This is a genomic window from Flavobacterium araucananum (genome assembly GCF_002222055.1).
Lineage (GTDB): Bacteria > Bacteroidota > Bacteroidia > Flavobacteriales > Flavobacteriaceae > Flavobacterium > Flavobacterium araucananum.
This window is the reverse complement of record NZ_MUGS01000037.1, coordinates 1-19028: the sequence shown is the minus strand read 5'-3', so window position 1 is coordinate 19028 and position 19028 is coordinate 1. Positions and strand designations below refer to the sequence as shown.

Sequence of the window (19028 nt, the reverse complement as noted above, 5' to 3'; positions counted from 1 at the left end):
TCATTAAGTTCTTTTACCACTGATTTCCCCTACCGTTCTGTTTAGATACGATTGTGATTATACTGTCCAATATTTCAGTAAAGATTAATCATTTCAGTATTAACTGCTGTAATAGCATTTGATTTGGATTGCTTTATTAATTGAATAATATCGGTAAATTGTTTCTGTGTCATTATATATAAGTTTAATTTTTATCACTTCTTAATTACTAAATTCATCAATTCAGGATCATTTAATAGTCGTTCTTTTTCAGCATAAATGATATCCTTGATGTCTTTTTTTATTTGAAGATAATTCCGTTGTACCATTGTATTATCGACTTTGCGAATGACAGGAATATCGACATAGTTATCCTCTTCTTTTTTCAATGCTTCATGGTCATTTACTATTTCTGAATGAAATGTCTTAAGTTCAATTTTACAATCAGGATCATCCGCTACCATACCCACGAATTCACCGGAACTAAGTCCGGAAATTTTGGATGGAGGCACTGCCGATTCTAATTGTTTGGACCGACTTATAGAGGTATCTCCGCTATTAATGGAAAGGCTTTCCCTGTCCTGCATAATTTTTCCAAAACGCTCTGACAATTGCTTGGCAGTATCACCTGTAACTTGTCCGCTTACTATGTTTCCAACAATATTCATAATCACATCCGCCTGTTCTCGTCCATAATCTTTACGCAGTTGGCTAAAATCCTGAATACCCAAGCAAGTTGCTACTTTATTGCTCCGGGCTGTAGCAATTAAGCTGTCCATATTGTTGAGGTAAATAGTTGGAAATTCATCGAATATCAGACTGCTTTTATGTTTGTTTTTTTGGTTCACCTGCTTTACCAATCGGTTTACGTAAAGTGACAATACAGCTCCATATATTTGGATTTTCTGCGGATTATTGCCCATACATAGGATCTTAGGATCGTCTGGATTATTAATGTCCAATGTAAAGTCATTACCCGATAAAACATAATACAATTGTGGAGAGGAAAGCCGTGCCATGGCAATTTTTGCAGAAGCAATTTGCCCCTCTAATTGGTCCATAACATTATTTAGGTAGGCATTCACAAAGGGATTAATAAGTACTTCGATTTCTTTTTCGGTTCTAAGCAGCGTAAAGAGACTATCGTAATCTTCCTGCATGAGTTCAATTACATGGGGAAGTGTGCAGAACTCTCCGTCTTTGTATTTTCGTAAATACCATATTATGGCGGAAAGAAAATTAATCGGTGACTCTACAAAAAAATCGCCCTGTCTTTTGATCCATTCCCTATTGAGTCCGAGCAGAATAGTACGTGCTGATTCGGAAGCATCCGTTATGTCACTCATGGCTGAAGGTTCCAACGGATTGCACCTGTTGGTCCGGGTCAGGTCGTCAAAATTAATCACATAAAACTGAGGTAATTTTGGATAGAGGTGTTTGTGTTTAATCCAGGTATTATAGGCTATTCTGGAAAGATCATCAAACTTGAAATCGTAGACAAACATGGTAAATCTTTTGCGAATGTGCTGGGTAATAACATGACGTATAACAAAATAAGATTTTCCTGATCCGGGAGTACCAGAAACCAGTAAACCGCGAAAAGGATTTATGATGTTTATCCAACTGACCCTTATCTTATCTTTTAAATGATAACGGGCGGGAAGGTTGATGGAATATTCATTCTCCAAAAGTCTTTCTTCCTGTGGAAAGGTTTCATTTTCTCTATTAAAAATATCTTTGCTGTTGAGCCTGTTTTTTATAATTCTGGATAATAATGTACCACCGGAAAGCATCAACAGAAAGCCGCCAGAAGTCATGGTCATGTAGGCAATTGCAGCCAGCATCAGTTCAATTTTCAGGTATAGTGAAAGATAACTGATAAAGTAAATCAGAACCCCTGTAATTATATAAGCGAAAGCTGTTTTGTAATTCAGTTTTTCATCTTTTCGTCCTTTAGCCCCAATTAAGGAGATTATTAAAAATCCCAAAGCAAAGAGTTTGGACTTATGAAAATTACTGAATAGTCCCGTATGGTAAATATTGCACATAATTTTATCACTGAATCCGCTAACCAGATGCCACTCCCGAAAGGCTGTATAGCAGTAGTAATAAAAATGTATAGTTAAAATAATGATGCTGATAAGTCTTGTCATATCCAAGATCTTTCTCAGTGCCTGTTCGTTTTCTCCGGTCTGTATAGCCATAATTTCAATTTTATCGATTATTGGATTGTCCTTTTCTTTTTTTCTTTTTGTTTCTAAGCTCGTAGGGAAGGTAATCAGCCGTCTGTTCGGATTGCGTGAGCATCTCTGCTAACTGCCCCATTATTGTGCTGGATCCTGTGTATTTGTTATACCTAAAATCATCTCCAAACAGCGTTGCAATTATTTCCGTTTTTGGTGTTTCAAATGTGATTGCCTTTGATTTTTCACTCGAAAAACTTACTTTATTTTGCTCTACCTCCTTTATGGATGCACATCGTTTCTGAATTGCTTTTGCACTATATTGTTTACCCAATCTACTGCCATTAAAAACACATTTCGTACTATGGTCAACGTATGTAATGCCATAAAGTAATCCTTCTGAATTTTTTCTAAAAACGGTATTGATTCCCTCTTTTTCCAGTAGTTTAACCAATTCTGTAAGGGATATTTCTGTTCTTAAAAACGCCATGTCAATTGCGTTTTTTACCCTTCTTATATCTGATATTCCCCCAGCAGTGTTGGATGTAAATTTTTCCTCTAAAAATTTGAGTGTTGGTTTGTTGTAAAATAGACTGGCTTTTATAGGAACTCCAATCGGTTTTTCATTTTCATCGAGTATCCGGTACATTAATCCTTTTGCCTTAAACATTCTGGAGTCTTCATTTCCGCGGTCGGCTAAAACATTGTATTGTTTGAGTACTGCATTGAGTTCTGGAAGACTGGCATATTTATAAGAAGAAAGAACCTCATTCAATACATTGGTAATCGCTTTTTTGGACTCGTTTCTCCCATATTGAATCTTTCCTGAGAGGATTGGCTTGAGCTTAAAATCCGGACTAATTTTGTTTCCTTGTGCTTTCACGAGTCCAAAACGTTCTTCGATTTCTTTTCTTGCGGGTTCAGATCTGTTTTTACCAATATTCTGCATGTCAATTCGTGTACCATCCCTCTCAACATTTATGGAGACAATATGGATGTGCGGATGCCCGGAATCATAATGCTGGTATACCAGATAAGGTTGCTCTCCAAATCCGATTTTTTCCATATACAAATCAGCAATAGCCATTAATTTTTCCTTGGAATAATTTTCTGATGGATCAAAGTTAATTGAGATATGTACACTGTTTCGTTTTACATTTTCATTTAGTTCCAGCTGTTTTAAAAATCGGTTCAGTTTTACAGTAGGTCCCATTTTATCAACATCAATAGGATAATTTCCGGCTCCTATACATTCTGCCACATGCTCTTTTACTTTGTTTTCATTGTAATAAAAAACCTTGTGAAGGGAATGTCCGGTCTTTATGATCGCAACCATCTTTCCGAGATTTTCTGGATGTAATTTTTGATTTCATCAATCTTTTCGAATAGGGTTTTTTTATCCAGTTCGGCGCTAATAATCCATACTTTAAATTCCGGAATTTGATTTAGTGTATGCAGTTTTTTTACTGCCTGATTGAAGTTGTTTCCAATGCCATTTAATTGCCTCAATAACGGCATCATTTCATGGATCATATCATCTAAAGACTGATTCCTAAAAGTGGTGTTTATAGGTTTCTCAAATAGATGTCTGCGAATATAATCACTCAGCTTGCGGCAGGTACTGGCTTTCCATTTTTTTTCAATTTTCGCATACTCTTCGGGTGTAAACCGTAACCCGACAATGCGTGTTCTGTTTGAATTTTCTCTTTTCATCCTCTTTCATTTTTATTATTATCAAACTCTTATTATCCTTCCCGTATAACTGCTAACGAGTCCCGAGTGTAGGCAGCAAGAAACTGTTGTTTAACAACAGGACATCTTGCCGATTGCAGGAACGTTGCAATTCCCCTGATACTTCAAATGTTTCTTAGACATTGCAGTATTTCTAAAATGTTTCCAACTCCGTTTTACCATTTATTACCTTTTTTACATTACGAGATGTATTAACTGTATTATTACGGAAGTGAATACACTATTTATAAAGGCATTAACATTTCAGTATTTTTTATAAAATCTAATTCTCTTTTATTTTTAGAACTCAAGGAAAGTGCACACTGCATATAATTAGGAACTACTGTAACCTGGGTAATTGTAATGCCAATTTATGCTCTGTATTTTAGATTGAAAAATGTGCTCTTTCAAAGCAGTAAACCAATTTTAAAATAGCAAAATCCTGACTGTTTCAAGGAAGGTTTTTGGCTGGTCATTTTTAACTTTATTTTTATTTCAGATACAAAATTAGGCAAGCGAAATGGATTTTGCCTATGATGGACATATTATGTCCATGACACTTTAGAACTCCATCCATACCTTTGTATCAATAAATTATTAATTAAAAACGTGAAGATTATGACAACAAATGATGTGGCCAAGGTTTTTGATACTGTGCTTAGTATCCCTGGTATGAATGATGTAGTGAAGATTGATTTTAAAATTTCACGAAAAAATGTATTGTTATTAAACCATGTTATTGAACGTGGATTATCTGTTAAGGATAATGATAAACCATCAATTCTTCTGACTAGCATTGCAGAAGAAAACTTTCAGGAATTAAAACTCTTTGGAGAGGAATGTTTACAAAAAGCAGGACTGATTGAACTGAGTGAAAAACTAAGTGTACTTGGTGATGCCATAAAGTAGCAGCAATTAAAATCAACAAATTACCTGATGCCATTAGAAAAATAATTTCTGATGGCATCTTTTTTATTGTAAAGGGAACCCTATTGCATTTTTTAACTACGATTGAATGTTATTGAAAAATCTTGGCAGGTTTTTGATAATAGTTTATAGCAGCAAGTGATTTAATTTTGTCTATGTCATTGTAAATTAAGTATTTATTTCAAGTCGTTAGTTTATGTGTTGAAATTTATTTATTCTATGACAGATGTAGATTTTTAAATAAACCTCATAAAGAATTACTTCTTTAAATTAATTTCTAATTCGAATGAAATCAAATATAAACCTCAAGACGCTCATACTGGACATAATTTGTTTAGTATTTGCACTCCTTTTTATGTATGCTGCTGCCAGTAAACTATTCGATTTTGAAAATTTTAAAATACAATTAGGACAGTCTCCATTATTGAGCGCTTTTGCAAACTGGATTTCTATCACTGTGCCTGTTTTAGAACTTATTATAGCGGTCGTATTATTTATTAGAAATTATAGACTTATAGGACTTTGTGCTGCTTACATGCTTATGATAATGTTTACAGTTTACATCTATATTATTTTGAATTTTAGTGCTTTTGTGCCGTGTTCCTGTGGTGGGATATTGGAAAAAATGACTTGGAGAGAACATCTGATTTTCAATATCTGCTTTGTCCTATTAGCCATAATAGGTATCATACTGGCACCGAAACATAAGATATCAATAACCAACAAATCTGGAAATCATGAATAACAAATTAAAGATTATCATATTATTTGTCTGCACTGTTTTTAGCGCTGGTGTTGTGATTCTATTTTTTAATCTGTCAGAGCATATGATTCATTATGAAAATAAATTTATTCGACGATTTCCACAGCATGTTGCCCAGGAGATACATCAGGCAGATTTAACTTATAATTCCTATTATTTTGCAGGAAGCGGTAACGGTAAAATATACCTTGGTAATTACACTGCACCATTGCAGATAATGGAGCTTGATTCCACATTAAAAATTAGAAAAATTCAGCATCTAGAATTAAAGGAGCAACACCTCGCTTTTCGTTCTCCTCAAATAAGAGTAAAAGATCATAATTTTTATGTTTTTGAGGGAATCGTTCCTTATATATTTAAAGGGAATACGGCTAATTGGAAAGCTTATTTAAGAATAAACAGCGGTTATTACTTTTCGCACTTAGAACCGATGGATTCCGTGAACATGGCTATTCGATATATGAAACCAAAAAAAGGAGAAAGCCTTATGGGGACCTTAAATTTATCTGATACCACAAAGGTAAAGTTTGCGCCATTATTATTGCAAAAACAGTTTGATGGCATATTTGATACAGATGGGAGTTTTCATTTCAATAAGCAGCTTAATAAAATAGTGTATGTGTACCTGTACCGGAACCAGTTCATGGTTTTTAATCCGGATCTTACTTTAGATTACAGAGGAAATACTATTGATACAGTAAGCCTCGCTCAAATTAAATTAGTAAAGCTTAAAAACAGTACCATGAAAACCTTTTCTAAACCGCCACTAATAGTTAATAAATTAATTACTATGGAAGGGAATCTATTGTATGTCAACTCCGCTTTGCCGGGGTTGTATGAGTCAGAAGACATTTGGAAGACAGCGAGTATTATAGATGTATATGACCTCACAAATAAAACATATCGATCAAGTTTTCCAATTTACAATATAGGAGACAAAAAATTAAGAAGTATGTATGTGCTGCATGGTCTCCTGTATGCACTGATTGGCGAAAAAATAGTATGTTATAAACTGAGGGGACACCTTACACAAAGCAGTCCTGTAAGTAAATGAAAAAAGATCAGCAATGATTAAAATATATCGCGCGATGTCAGGGGTAAGATCGAAAACCTGTAAAAAAGAGTAGGTCATAATGATTAAATATTTTTATTATGAAAAGAAATTTTTTAAAAAGAATCATGATGCCGGCGGCGGTTGTGGTTCTAGGTGTGGGTGGTGCTTTTGCAACTACCTCAATGAGCAGTACAAAAGCACTTGCAAATGTACAGGGCTATAGATATGTATCACAAGCAGATCCGTGTCATGCCGAACAGCAATGTAGTAATACTTTTAATGCTAACATTTGTACTTCTGGAGGTGCCCAATTATTTGGTAAAGCCAATCCAAATGTCAATGTTTGTGATGTGCCTTTGTACAAAATCCCAAACTAGTTATTAGTTATTCGGATTATTTTTAAAAGCAATGCAGCTCCAGTATATTACAGGAACTGCATTGTTCTTTTATTGGCTTTTAGTGGTTTCTCTTATTTTGGCTCAAACCATTTCGGTTTTGTATCGCCTTTCAAATAATAGCCAAACCATTCAGAAATTTTGAATGTTAGATCTATTTGATTTTCATGTCCTTGTATAACATGGTTTTCTTTAGGATAAAGCAGCATTATATGCTCTTTGTTGAGCCGTCTGAGGGCTGCATAGAACTCCATTGTCTGATATGGATTCACCTGCGAATCCTCTGCTCCTGTGTAAGACAACAATGGGGTGCTTACATTTGATGCAAAACGGATCGGTGAATTTTTTTGATAGCCTGCATAATCTTCAAAAAGTGTTTTGCCCATTCGAAACTGCTGATATTCATAACGCCAGGTATCTGTGTTTTTATTTGCCCGGTTTACTGATAAATAACCACTGGTCAAGTCCGAGACACCGGAACCGGCAACTGCAGCAGCAAAGAGATTCGTTTGAGTAATGATGAAATCAGCTTCATAAGCTCCGAAGGAATGCCCAATTAATCCGACCCTGGCTTTATCAACCGAGGCCTTTGCTATTGCGCTATTGACAGCAGCTATTACAGAATCTGCTGCAGAATATCCGGGATTTCCTATTTCATATACGATGTCCGGTAATAAGACAAAATAACCTAAACTGGTAAAATACGTCACATTAAACGCAGAACCATTAAGTAAGCTTGGATTTACATAGGTATGAAGTGCTTTTGTCTGCTTTTGGTATATATTTACAATCATTGGATACTGTCTCTTGGAATCATAGTCAAAAGGATAAAATAAGACGCCTTTCATAGCCGTTCCTTTGGAATTTTTATAAGTTATAAGTTCAGATTTACCCCACTCATAATACTTATGTTGCAGATTACTTTTAAAAATAGACTTTGAAGGATGATTCCCTTTTTTGATAACTAATGAGGGAGGCTCATTAAAATCTTCCTGCAAATACACATAAGCATTTGATATTTTCGATTTATGAATTGAACTGGTTAATTTTGACCGGTATACTATAGGCTGTAACTGCTGATTTTTATCCAAATAAAAATATCCAGATTTGCTATTATCAATTGCTTGTGCTTTCAATATTAAATTAGAAGTAAGATCTAAAAGTTCTCCTTTCAATACAATTTGATTTCCATTTTCTTTATCAATATCGGCCAGTCTGAAAACCTCCTGATTCTCCCTGCCGCAGGTTAGTTTTTTAGCCAGTGTTCCATTGGACTTAAATTGCCAGATGTCAAATTTATCATAGAGCAATACGGACTGATCATTTGCATCGAATCCCGCATAACCATAAGGATCAGGTTCTCCAGATTCTTCATCGGAATCGTCATAAAAAGAAACAGCTGTGTTTGATGTTATATTTTTATGAATACCAGTTTCATAGTCATAAATCCACCAATTATGCTCTTTAAAATAAACTATATATTTACCTGAGGGGGAGAAATATAATTTGCCAAATGTGCCAGAATGCTGTTTTAAAAATTCTGTCTTTGTACCGGTTTTTAAATCTAAAAGATAATAGTCTCTGTCGGCTTCCTGTTTAAAGGCAGGTTTGTTGGTATCGGGATTATATATCAGCGCAAATTGTTGGTTTTCTCCCAATAAAGCTATGGGATGCTTATCATCGCCAATTTGCAAAAAATGGTTGTTTTCTGGTTCCCAGTAAACTAGTCTTGAAATATCCTGAACATTGCCGTAACTGGATCGAAATGGAAACAACTCTTTGTCCGCGGCATGCCAAATTTGTACATCCAAGTCATTCTTAACAACATTTTCATCCGGTTTTTTTCTGATCCTAAAAAAGACACGTTTACTATCCTCTGAAATCCCAAGTGATGAAGTGTAATTAGCGTCCAGTACCTGGTCTTTTGGCCATGTTTTTTCGACAGTATTGTCATATTCAAAAAGTTGACTGTCTTGAATTTTATAGAACAAAACCGTATCGGCAGTAAAAGGTTTTCCAGAAGTTAAACGACTCACAAAGGCAATCGATTTTCCCTTTGTTTGCCAGATTATATTTTCAAATTGTCTCTCTGTATTTTGTATCACTATAGTTTTGGAAATTTGTTTTCCAAATTTAAGCAGACCAACTGTGTTTTTATTTGATTCTAAAATACAATAGCTAAGCATGCTGCTATCAGGATTCATACTGTAGGAAGTGACATTGTGAATATTATCAATTAAATTTCCATCGAGATTTCTAATTTCAATCTTCATTTTGCCTTCAATTTCTTTGCTATATAGAATCAGGTACTTTCCGTAATTTGAAAATGAAAATGCCCGTACATTCTCAATATTTTGAGTTTTTCCTGTTTTTAAATTAACCATTTGGAATATGTTATCAGAAGTCATACATGCAAACCAATTTTCCTCTATAAATTTTCCATTGCAGCCTTTTGCAAAAGCAATGGTTTCTAAATTGTTGGTATTTCTAACAAAAAGGGTATCTAGTCCCGATTCGTATGTAAGTGAATAGCTGACCCAATTGCCGTAATCTGAAACAGCCTCTGCTTTGAGCGTACTCCACAAATGAAAATCTGTCGGAGTCAGCTTCCTTGTTTTTTTAACCTGTCCGTTTACCAGACAGGTTATCAAAAACAAAATAATACTAATTCCAATTATTTTGCAGTTGGACATAATCGTATTCATCAGTATCCCGAATTTTGAGGTTTTAAATTGGGGTTGAGATTAAGTTCCACTTCCGGAATTGGGAACAAAACATCTCGGGTATCCCAACCTGATTTTGCAATAGATAAAACAGACTGAATTTTACCCACTCTTTTTAAATCAAAAAAGCGGTGTCCGAATTCGGTAAATAATTCCATCTGTCTTTCGTGCAATATTGCATCGAGGATTTCGCTTTGTGTACCGGCAAGGGTATCCCCGAGCCCTGCTTTATTTCTAATCTTGTTCAAATCTTCTTTAGCACCTATAAGTTCGCCTGCCTGTGCCCGGGCTTCTGCCCGTATCAGGTATATTTCTGCAAGACGAAAGATGATGGAATACTCTCTTGATGATTCAGTATCGGAATATTTGTATTTAAAAGGATGATACCATGTTTTTGTACCATCTGTAACTGCTTTTATCCAATGTGTTTTTCGAAGATCATTGTTGTTGAATGCTGACATAAAACTATCATTAAGGGCAGACAGAGGCGGTGGTCCGCTGGTAAAATTAAACGTAATGCTTTCCAAGGTATTCCCTCTAGCAAAACCGGGAGCTAACTGCCAAATGGTAGTTGTACTTTCTTTGAGGAAAATTTCATCAAGACCTACTTGGTTAGTGTAAAGTCCGGTATTGTTCAATACAGCAGATGCCTCGTTAGAAGCTTCATCCCATAATCCGGCATATAAATCTATTCTGGCCAATAATGCATGGGCAGCATATTTATTGGGCCGAACACGATCTTCACCAACATAATTTTCAGGTAAAAGCTGTATCGCCAGCTCTAAATCTTCTTTGGCGCTGGTGTAGACCATAGTAACAGACCTCTTTTTTACAGTACTATTTTGCTGATAGTCAGTAGAGGTTAAATAAGGAACATCGCCAAATAAATTGGTAAGATAAAAATGAAGCAGCGCTCGTACAAAAAGGGCTTCGCCTTTTAGTTGTTTTTTATCGGCTTGGGGTAAATGAACCGATTTATCTATGCCTTCTATAACAGCATTGGCGGCATAAATTTGATTGTAGCTGCTATCCCATAATCCTTTTATTTCTGTATTGGAGGCTATCAGGGAATTATTGTAAAAGGCAACGGTACTATTTTGTGGATCTCCGTAAAATTTGAGCTCATCGGTATAGTTTCCAAGTAAATGGGACAACCCTGAAGCGGAACCCGTAAGTACACCAGCATCCCTTATTTTGGAATAAATATCTGTCATGGCAGCATTGGCAGTCGCTTTTTCTTCAAAAACTGTATTAGCAGTAAGCTGAGATCCGGGCAAATCGACTTCTACAAAATTATCACAAGAACTTACTACGATAGTAAATAGGATAAGGCATGACAGAGAAAGTAGGGACTTCCAAATAGCAGGATTGGAATCCCTTGATTGTAAATTATTAATATTGAAATTTTTCATCTTTTTCATTTTTAAATTAAAAACTAAACTGAACTCCGGCAGAAAGCACTTGAAGCGGTGGTAAATAACCAGAAGATTTGAACTCTGGGTCAGCTCCTTTATATTTTGTGAAAGTCAGTACATTCTGTCCTTCAAAGAATAACTTGCATTGCACGTCTTTTAGTGGTATTTCATAGGAAAGTGAAATGTTTTTCAGACGTACATAAGAAGCATCGCTGATAACACCGTCACTTTCAAAATACTTGTAGTAGGCATCTATGGCGGTACTGTTTGTTCCATCTGTATATATTGGGTACTTAGCTGTATCGCCCAATTGCTGCCAATGGTTTAGTACTGCTTTAGGCTGATTTCCAGAAGAGCCCGGAGCTCCAAAATAAATAGACTCATTATAATTGATTTGTTTTACGAACTGAAAAAGAAAATCCAGCTGCCAGTTTTTATATCTAAGCGTATTTTGCAATCCGCCATAATATTGGGGGCTGAAATCCTTTATTGTTTTTTTGTCTTCAGTACCCGACAGCTGTCCATCACCATTCACATCTTCATAAGTATTGATTCCTGTTTGGGGATCAACTCCTGTAAAATGGTACACTTTCTGAATACTGAGTGACTGGCCAATTACATACTGGTTTGCATAAGTAGAACTTTCAAGATCAGGAAATTGGAGTAGTTTATTTCGGGCTATGGTAAGATTGATATTGGTACTCCAATTAAAATCTTTCTTTTGGAAGTTTACAGTGCGCAGTGTCAGCTCGATTCCTCTATTCTGTACCGTAGCATCAAGATTGGCTTGCAAAGTAGGAAAACCAGTGGTACCAGGCAGTGGTATTCCGGTCAATTGGTTTGAAGATTGGTTATTGTACCAAGCGGCAGTCAGAAACAGCCGGTCATTTAAAAACCCTGTTTCGAGTGCAACTTCAAATTTCTTATTGGCCTCCCATCCAAAATTAGGATTGAACAATCTTGCAGGCTGCAGTCCCACAGTCCCTCCATAATTAATTCCTGTAGAGGCATAGGTATTAAGATACTGATAATCTCCGATTTGATCATTACCTGTGATTCCGTAACTTGCCCTTAGTTTTCCAAAGCTTAAAAGTGTACTGTTTTTAAATACATTTTCTTTAGAAAATAACCATGCGCCGCCTACTGCTCCAAATGCAGCGAATTGGTTTCCTGGGCCAAAACGACTTGATCCATCTCTTCTTCCGGTAAGATTAAGGATGTATTTCTCCTTCAAGTTGTAGTTTAGCCTTGCAAAAAAAGCTTGATATTTATACTCTGTTTCCTCGCTTACCATTGTGAAAATATTAGATGCCGAGGCAAGGTTATAAATAAGGCTGTTGCTGGAAAATCCTGATGCATACTGAACCAGCTGATTACTTTGCTGTGATTGAAATGTACTTCCCACGAGTATATTGAGTTTGCCTTGTCTAATGGTTTTATTCCAATTGAGCTGAGGTTCAATAATCCATGATTTACGATCTGCACCACTGGCAATCAGCGTTGAAAACTCAGGGCCTAACCCAAAAGCGGGGTTATATCTTGTCGAAGGATTAGCGGTGGTTTCGGTGTTGTTAAGTGTAGTGTATCCAAAACTTGATTTCAGCTGCAGGTTATCGGTTAAGTCGTAAGACAGCATTATATTGGCAATCAAATCATTTGTTTTGGAGGCATATTTTCCTTCAAGATTTCTAAGTGGATTGTTAAAAGTATTGTTTTCCCAATTAAGGGTGCCATCTGTATTATAAAGTGCCGGAGCGTTAGGAGATATGTTCACAGCTTCCCGCATTAAATCCAGTCTGGGCTGATTATTGTTCTGTATGGTGTAACCAACGGAGGTGTTGATTCTAAATTTTTTGTCTTCAGATTCATGGTTGACGTTCAGGTGCAGATTCCCTTTTTTATAATTGAAGTCGCCCGGAAAAACAGTTGTCTGTTTATTGAAATTTCCGCTCAATAAAAATTGAGTCCGCTCAGAGCCTCCTGAAAGTGATGTTTGAATATCTGTAATTACAGCTGTACCGCCAAGGAGTTCTTTCTGCCAGTCTGTATTTCTGTTTTGATCCCATGTGCCGTTTACATCGTAAGCGTAATCAGGGATAGGAGAAATTCCATCGTTAGCAAATGCTTCTCTTCGCATATTGAGGTACTCTTGTGTATTCATAAGATCCATAAAGCGTGTTACGGTTCCTGCACCTGAAGAAATCCGGGCAGCAAATCTGGTTTTTCCTGATTTGCCTTTTTTTGTGGTAACAAGCACTACACCGTTTGCTCCGCGAGATCCGTAGATTGTCGTTGCATCTGCATCTTTGAGTACTTCTATGCTCTCAATCTGGTCTGGGTTAATACTGTTTAGAGGGCTTGGCTGTGTGGGAAGTACTGCTGAATTTATTCCTGTGCCGATTGGGTCTGAAGAATATGGAACTCCATCAATAATATAAAGAGGATTGTTTCCATTGGTCCGCAGGCTGTTTTGTCCACGGATCTGAATGTCGAAGCCTCCTCCGGGAACGCCCGTAGTCTGAACAATACTGACTCCAGCCATGCGTCCCTGCATGGTCGCCAGAACATTGTTAACGGGCTGGTTCTCGATATCTTTGGATGTTATTTTGGCAATACTTCCTGTACGTTCACTTTCTTTTACAGAATAATATCCTGCATTTACAAGAACTTCCTGCAAAGTTGTAGTATCATAAATCAATTGAACATCTACAGTTTTACGTCCATTAATTGGGACAAGAACAGTTTTAAAACCAATAAAAGAAACAATTAAGGTGTCATTTGGAGCGGAAAAAAGAGTGTATTGTCCACTATAATCTGAAATAGTAGACGAATTAAGTCTGCTTTTAACAGCAATAGTAACACCAGGCAGTGGATTGAGACCATCGGTTATAGTCCCTTGAATTTGATGTTGTTGAGTAAAAATAGTACTGTGCCGGACTGTGTTTTTGGAATAAAGAGATGAAAAAGATAAGCAAAGCCCAAGGAAAAATAGGCAATAAAGAGCTTTCCCATCCTTGTAATATGAAATATTATTCATAATATTGAATTGGTTAGTTAAACGAAGTTTTGATTAGCTACGGTCCTCTATAGTAGTTTGGTCGCTGTAGTAGAGGACCATTTTTTATGAATTAAGTAGACGGCTTAATTGTCATAAGAATGTTTGTTTTTATTACACAGGCATTAATGATTTAAAGGGTTCGACTTTGAATAAGAGCGATACTTTAAAATAAAAAAGAAGTAAAACCACTAAGAATCCCAGAAAAGTTTATGACATAAAAAAGGCATGGAACTCAGCTTAATGCGCCGAAGGTACTGGTATACCGAGCAACAATAAGTGAGCCCACGCCTATACAAGACGTGAGCATCTTACTTATCATCTCGTTGCTAAAATTACCAGTTTTACGGCGCGAGATTCAAAGCGAATGCTTCAAATGTTTTTATATGAAGAATCGCAAAATTAATACTATTTCTAGTATTTAGGCTATAAAGATATAAAACATAATGACATACTTGTCATTGTTATAAGCTTTTTTTCTCGTTCTCTTTGATTTATATGATACAATATAAAAACTATAGGTTATTAAAAGCAATCTCACTCGCCTCAAAAGAGTATCGAGCAATTAAAAATGTTAATCAACTAGAAGTTAATTACGATATAAAAGAAAACAAAAAAGTAGCATTCCATATTGGTAGAATTGAAACTGCTAAGAATAATGTTTCTATTAGTACACTACAATTGTTATGTGAATACTTTGAAATTTCTCTTTCTGATTTTATGAAAAGAGTAGAAGAAATAGAGAATAGTTTAAAATCAAAATAATAAAGAGATGCTTAGGCATCTTTTTTTATGCTCAATAAAATTTAAAACAGGTATTTATACGGTAGCCTTTTAATTAATAAAAGAATTATTTTGCGACATATAAATTATAAGGTTTATGGAAAACCGTAAAATAATACAAAAGCGGTTTTGTATGTTTGATAAAGTTAAGTATAATGGCAAGCCAGACAAAATTAGATTTACAGAGGTCATTTTATAGCAGATATAAATAAGTTAGGCGATATAAACCAAAAAAATCGCAGATTATGACAGAACAAGAAAAGCTTGAAAACATCATTATTAATGAAAATGCCTATATTTTTCATAATACAGAAAATATAAATATTTCAAAACATAAAATTGATGTGCTTTTTAGAGATGCTTCTGTAATTAAGTCGAGTAACTTTTTACTAAAAGAGGTAAAAAAAACTTTGACTATAAATAATATTGAAATTGAATATTCGATTTGTATTTTTAAATATAATACAAAGCCAACTTTTATCGAAGAATCTGTTGAAAATTGGATTGAGACAAAACTAGCTTATCTTCTAATTGTTGAAATTGATGATTACATCGTAATCAGTAGAAAAAATGTGTCTAAAATTCAAGATTTTTTAAAACAATTTAATCCTCTTGATTACAAAGTTTTATCAACACTTTTCGTAAATGAGGAAACACAGTTTGAAAAATTTAATCTTAAAAATCTTAATGTTTCCGATAAAGCTTTGAGAGAAAAAAGTTTAGAAGCTATAGATTTAAAAGAAAATTTTTCAGGATTAGGGGCAAACAATTTTATGCTCAGCTCACTAAGGTTAAAAAATGCTAATGAAAAAATTTCTTTAATTTTAAACTCTTCTAGAATAAATAAATTTGGTAAAAAAAATTCGATTGAAGATTTTTGTAGATGGGCAGAAATTTTAATTCGTCAAATTAAACTTCACACAGATAAAGATACTTTTTTGTCTGTTTTTGCAGAACCACAAGATTATGAAAGTGTGCGAGATACTTTAATTCCAATCTCAATTTTATTTACATTCAGCGGGTTATATACAGATTTTGATAACGAAACCATTTCAAATACAGTTATTAGGTATTTTGACGAAGACTTAATATTAGAAAAGAGTTTTGATATTATTAAATTCTTGAAAAATTTTGAACGCCTTTCCAAAGTCACTTATGATGATTATTACGATGTCTTTAAAGTTGAAAATCCAACCATAAACGATATTGAATTAAAATTCAATGAAAAATCAATTACGCTAAAGTCTCCAAAACTAAAGAATGTAATACTTAAAAAATCAAATGGTGCAGAAATTTCAATTATTGATTATATCAGCCAATCTAGCAGTTTCATAATAAATTTTGACAATATTGACTTAGTCTATTCAAATAGAAAATTATTTAAGGACTCAAAGCTTTTAGGCAACATTGAACATTTTATGAAGATTTTTGTAGCACATAATGAATTAGAAAATTGTGATAGCGAAAAAGGTTTATTTACGGCAGGTCAAACAGAATTTGCTGATTTATCTATCTTTGACTTTGTAGAACAAAATTTTATGGCTGATGCGGATTACTTCATCTGCGATGATTTAGTAAAAGAATGGGCTGACCATATTGCAATATATGACAGTAAAGTTATCTTTTATCACTCAAAACATAATACTACTCAATTTTCAGCTTCAGCATTTCAGGACATTGTAGGACAAGCGCAAAAAAATTTAGGAAACTTAAGTCCACAATCATATCAGCTTCAAGAAAAAAGAGACTTATGGAATTCAACTTACAATAATGATGGTGTAAATACTAACATAAATAGATTGCGAAAAGGAAATAATATTGATGATGCAATTAATCAATACAAGGCATCAATTAATAATCCCCATTTTAAAGGGGAAGTTCATTTAGTAATCGATTTCATATCTCGAAGCACACTTGAACAAAATCTAAATAATTTGAAAGATGGAGTTCCTTTTGCAAGACGAAGCGAAGCAATCCAAATTTTATGGTTTATATCATCTTTAATATCAAGTTGTCAAGAAGTAAATAAAGATGTTTATATACATTGTAAACCATAATTACATCGCCTAACCATCGTTTGGCATATGGCGGGATTTTGCTTAACTTAAAGATGGTTTTGTACTTGGAAAATTAGTCATTAATTCAAAGATTTGGCTTCCTTAACCCGCTACATCGCCAAGCTAACAAACGATGTAGGTAAAATTAATGTAACAGCTTAGAAATCAACAAATATGAATGAAGATGTTTTTGCATTGGAAGAAAAGTTCCAGCCTTTTTTATTGAAAAATAATTATACTTTTGTTGGTCCAAGTGACGCAAATTTAATGCCTAATTTTATGGAGGTAGTAAATAAGATCGCTCCGACAATAGCAATTTCTCGCTTAATTCATCATGCACTTTCGAACAAAAATGCTATTAAAAACGCTATTCTAACATTACCATTAAATACTGAACTCCGAATATATGTGGTGGTTTCCAACGAGACTCGTAACTTAATCCACTCTACAATTGAAGAATATTGCAGAAGAAATAATATAGATTTTAACTCTTAATTTAAATAATTATGTATTCAAGTTCAAAATGTCCACATTGTCAAAAAACCGGTTTCGAAGTTGCAACAGAAGCACCTAAAGATTCAAATTTTAAATTAATGTTTGTTAGATGCCAATGGTGTAAAACTGTAGTTGGAGTTTTAGATTATTATAATATTGGAACTCTTGTGCATAAGTTGGCTAAAAAATTAAACGTAAATTTAGATTCGTAAAAAAAACTGCCTACAACACTTTTTACAAGAGAACGTTGGCAGAAATGATGCGCGAAATTGCAAAAATGAACCTTTTTTAAATGGCAATAAACGGAATAAAAATTATAGAAAAACCAAAGTATTCAATTTTTTATATTGAGCACCTCTCTGATGAATTTAAAGAAATTATAAGAATTCAATTAAAAGGAATTTGGAATGGTTTTGCAGAAGCTGACAGCCTACCTAGATTTTATTCATACAAAAACACACTTACAGAATTTATTGATAGATATAATTCAAAATCATCAAATATTAAAAAAGGAATGATTGGGGAATTAATTGCTCATCTCATTTTGAATCATCAAGATAACGGGTTATCATCATTATCCATTTTAAAAAACAAAGAAGAAAAGAGTATTAAAAAAGGATTTGACATCATTTACTGTGATATTGTAAACAATAAACTTTGGTATTCCGAAGTAAAGTCTGGTAATAATGGTAAAGGAAGTCATAATTCAACAGCTTATAATAATATTCTACTAAACAGAGCTAAAACAGGTATTTCCACAATGATTACAGAAAAGAGAAACTCATTATGGGAAAGTGCCTTAATTGATGTTTCACTTGTAATTAATGAAAATGATGGAAGATTAAATTTAAAACAATTACTTTCAGACGACTCTCCAAACTTAAATAGTAATCAGAAAAAAAATGTAATATTGATTTCATCTTTATATCATAATTTATCAGATGAAATTGAGGAAATTAGTGTTTCTAATTTTTTAGACAATACTGTTATAGAAGACATTTTTGAAGAGGTTATTATAATATCAATTCAAAAAGAGACTTATAAATCTGTAGCAGATTTTTTAAGTGATGAAATGTTAACTAATTAATTATGGAAATCACAGAAATTACACTCAAACAATATAGAAAATATTTTGCACAAACTTATTTTGCAAATTCATATAAAAAGCTTCAACTTAATATAGAACTTGATGAAACTGAAATTCATCATTTATTAAAAAACGCAATTATATTTACAAATTTTGGAGATACTAATATTCAAAAACTCGGATATAAAATCATTGTAACATATTCAAATAGATATAATGATTATAAGCCTTTATACGATTTTGCAATTAATAAAGGTTACATTCCTATTTCAAAATTAGTTGAACTAAAATATTCTGAAAACAATTTAAATGACCATTTTTTTAATCTATTTTTTTCAGTTTTTCAAGAAAATTTTAGAGAGAAAAATTATTATATTTCTA

The 19028-nt window shown here is 34.0% G+C and carries 15 protein-coding genes; 9 read left to right on the top strand and 6 right to left on the bottom strand.

Annotated features, from left to right (window positions below; translation table 11 throughout):
• Window positions 1-194: 194 nt before the first annotated feature.
• The 3 genes from mobC to B0A64_RS16895 are packed head-to-tail and all read right to left on the bottom strand — an operon-like array spanning window position 195 to window position 3875.
• The gene (gene mobC, locus B0A64_RS16905; RefSeq protein ID WP_317045009.1) at window positions 195-2177 is read right to left on the bottom strand and encodes a conjugal transfer protein MobC; all 1983 of its coding nucleotides are present in this window, start codon (window positions 2175-2177) and stop codon (window positions 195-197) included.
• Window positions 2178-2193: 16 nt separating this feature from the next.
• Window positions 2194-3498 carry a relaxase/mobilization nuclease domain-containing protein gene (locus B0A64_RS16900; RefSeq protein ID WP_089480678.1) on the bottom strand — a complete coding sequence of 435 codons (1305 nt, stop codon included), beginning with the start codon at window positions 3496-3498 and terminating at the stop codon, window positions 2194-2196.
• Window positions 3483-3875, bottom strand: a complete 393-nt coding sequence (locus B0A64_RS16895) for a plasmid mobilization protein (RefSeq protein ID WP_089480677.1) — start codon at window positions 3873-3875, stop codon at window positions 3483-3485. The genes B0A64_RS16900 and B0A64_RS16895 overlap by 16 nt, the downstream gene beginning before the upstream one ends.
• Window positions 3876-4511: 636 nt before the next feature.
• On the opposite strand from B0A64_RS16895, the gene B0A64_RS16890 reads away from it, so the two are divergent.
• The 4 genes from B0A64_RS16890 to B0A64_RS16875 all read left to right on the top strand — a co-directional run bounded on the left by B0A64_RS16890 (window position 4512) and on the right by B0A64_RS16875 (window position 7014).
• Window positions 4512-4802 (top strand): hypothetical protein, encoded by a 291-nt coding sequence (locus B0A64_RS16890; RefSeq protein WP_317045007.1) that lies wholly within the window; start codon window positions 4512-4514, stop codon window positions 4800-4802.
• 304 nt (window positions 4803-5106) lie between these two features.
• Window positions 5107-5565, top strand: coding sequence for a MauE/DoxX family redox-associated membrane protein (locus B0A64_RS16885; protein WP_089480676.1), 459 nt, complete (start codon window positions 5107-5109; stop codon window positions 5563-5565).
• A gap of 82 nt (window positions 5566-5647) precedes the next feature.
• The gene (locus tag B0A64_RS16880) at window positions 5648-6637 is read left to right on the top strand and encodes a hypothetical protein (RefSeq protein WP_123875929.1); all 990 of its coding nucleotides are present in this window, start codon (window positions 5648-5650) and stop codon (window positions 6635-6637) included.
• A 98-nt stretch (window positions 6638-6735) separates the two neighbouring features.
• A complete protein-coding gene (locus B0A64_RS16875; protein WP_089480674.1) occupies window positions 6736-7014 on the top strand; it encodes a DUF6520 family protein in 279 nt (92 codons plus the stop codon).
• Window positions 7015-7106: 92 nt separating this feature from the next.
• Here the strand turns inward: B0A64_RS16875 and B0A64_RS16870 are convergent, their stop codons facing one another.
• Genes B0A64_RS16870 through B0A64_RS16860 form a run of 3 tightly spaced genes read right to left on the bottom strand, consistent with a single transcriptional unit; the run spans window position 7107 to window position 14207 of the window.
• A complete protein-coding gene (locus B0A64_RS16870; RefSeq protein ID WP_089480673.1) occupies window positions 7107-9737 on the bottom strand; it encodes an alpha/beta hydrolase family protein in 2631 nt (876 codons plus the stop codon).
• Window positions 9737-11167: a RagB/SusD family nutrient uptake outer membrane protein gene (locus B0A64_RS16865; RefSeq protein WP_244285438.1), complete on the bottom strand. Its 1431-nt coding sequence runs from the start codon at window positions 11165-11167 to the stop codon at window positions 9737-9739. Before B0A64_RS16865 ends, B0A64_RS16870 begins: the two co-directional genes overlap by 1 nt.
• A gap of 16 nt (window positions 11168-11183) precedes the next feature.
• Window positions 11184-14207 carry a SusC/RagA family TonB-linked outer membrane protein gene (locus B0A64_RS16860; RefSeq protein WP_089480671.1) on the bottom strand — a complete coding sequence of 1008 codons (3024 nt, stop codon included), beginning with the start codon at window positions 14205-14207 and terminating at the stop codon, window positions 11184-11186.
• A 516-nt stretch (window positions 14208-14723) separates the two neighbouring features.
• Here B0A64_RS16860 and B0A64_RS16855 point away from each other — a divergent pair.
• From B0A64_RS16855 to B0A64_RS16830, 5 genes are all read left to right on the top strand, one after another.
• Window positions 14724-14990: a hypothetical protein gene (locus B0A64_RS16855; protein WP_089480670.1), complete on the top strand. Its 267-nt coding sequence runs from the start codon at window positions 14724-14726 to the stop codon at window positions 14988-14990.
• A 263-nt stretch (window positions 14991-15253) separates the two neighbouring features.
• Window positions 15254-17065, top strand: coding sequence for a hypothetical protein (locus B0A64_RS16850; RefSeq protein WP_089480669.1), 1812 nt, complete (start codon window positions 15254-15256; stop codon window positions 17063-17065).
• A 174-nt stretch (window positions 17066-17239) separates the two neighbouring features.
• Entirely contained in the window at window positions 17240-17560 is a 321-nt protein-coding gene (locus B0A64_RS16845) for a hypothetical protein (protein WP_089480668.1), read from the top strand.
• A gap of 292 nt (window positions 17561-17852) precedes the next feature.
• Window positions 17853-18647 (top strand): hypothetical protein, encoded by a 795-nt coding sequence (locus B0A64_RS16835; RefSeq protein ID WP_089480666.1) that lies wholly within the window; start codon window positions 17853-17855, stop codon window positions 18645-18647.
• Window positions 18648-18649: 2 nt separating this feature from the next.
• The coding region (locus B0A64_RS16830; protein ID WP_208863549.1) for a hypothetical protein at window positions 18650-19028 on the top strand (379 nt) is incomplete at its 3' end.